Source organism: Vibrio sp. 2134-1 (assembly GCF_033339495.1).
This window is the reverse complement of record NZ_JAWOUS010000305.1, coordinates 1-786: the sequence shown is the minus strand read 5'-3', so window position 1 is coordinate 786 and position 786 is coordinate 1. Positions and strand designations below refer to the sequence as shown.

The 786-nt window shown below is 50.8% G+C and carries 1 protein-coding gene; it reads left to right on the top strand.

What is annotated here, in order from left to right; translation table 11 throughout:
- A partial coding sequence (locus tag R7R78_RS25630; protein WP_225474556.1) for a DHHA1 domain-containing protein occupies positions 1–786 on the top strand: 786 nt, incomplete at both ends.

Sequence of the window (786 nt, the reverse complement as noted above, 5' to 3'; positions counted from 1 at the left end):
AAACACAACTGGTTTGCTCAACAAGGCATGCAAGAGCCGAAACTGATGGAGCTGATCGACCTTGTCGCACTGGGCACTGTCGCTGATGTTGTGCCGCTTGATGAGAACAACCGAATTCTGGTGCATCAAGGTTTGCAGCGCATTCGTGCGGGGAAAGCGCGCCCAGGTATTCAGGCACTGATTGAAGTGGCGAAACGCGATGCGCGACGTTTGGTGGCATCGGACTTCGGCTTTGCATTGGGGCCGCGTATTAATGCCGCTGGCCGTTTAGACGACATGTCTTTTGGTGTTGAGCTACTGATGTGTAACAACATCCATGCTGCACGTCGCATGGCCAGTGAGCTTGATGGGCTCAATCAGACTCGTAAAGAGATTGAAGAAGGCATGAAGCAAGAAGCGATGGCGTTTTGTGAACGTTTGCAGTTTGGCGAAAACAGCGAGCTGCCATACGGCTTATCGCTGTTCCAGCGCGATTGGCACCAAGGTGTGATTGGTATTCTCGCTTCGCGTATCAAAGAGAAATTCCATCGTCCAGTCATTGCCTTTGCTGACGGTGGTGAAGGGACGATCAAGGGTTCCTGTCGTTCGATTCCTGGATTACACATGCGTGATGCGTTGGACTTCATCGATACGCAAAATCCAGGTTTGATCATCAAGTTTGGCGGTCACGCGATGGCGGCAGGCTTAACCATCAAAGAGCAAGATTTTGGGCGTTTCAGTCGTTTATTCGATGAAGTGGTGAAAAAAGAGCTCGACGAAGCGGCTCTAAAAGGCGTGATTCTTACT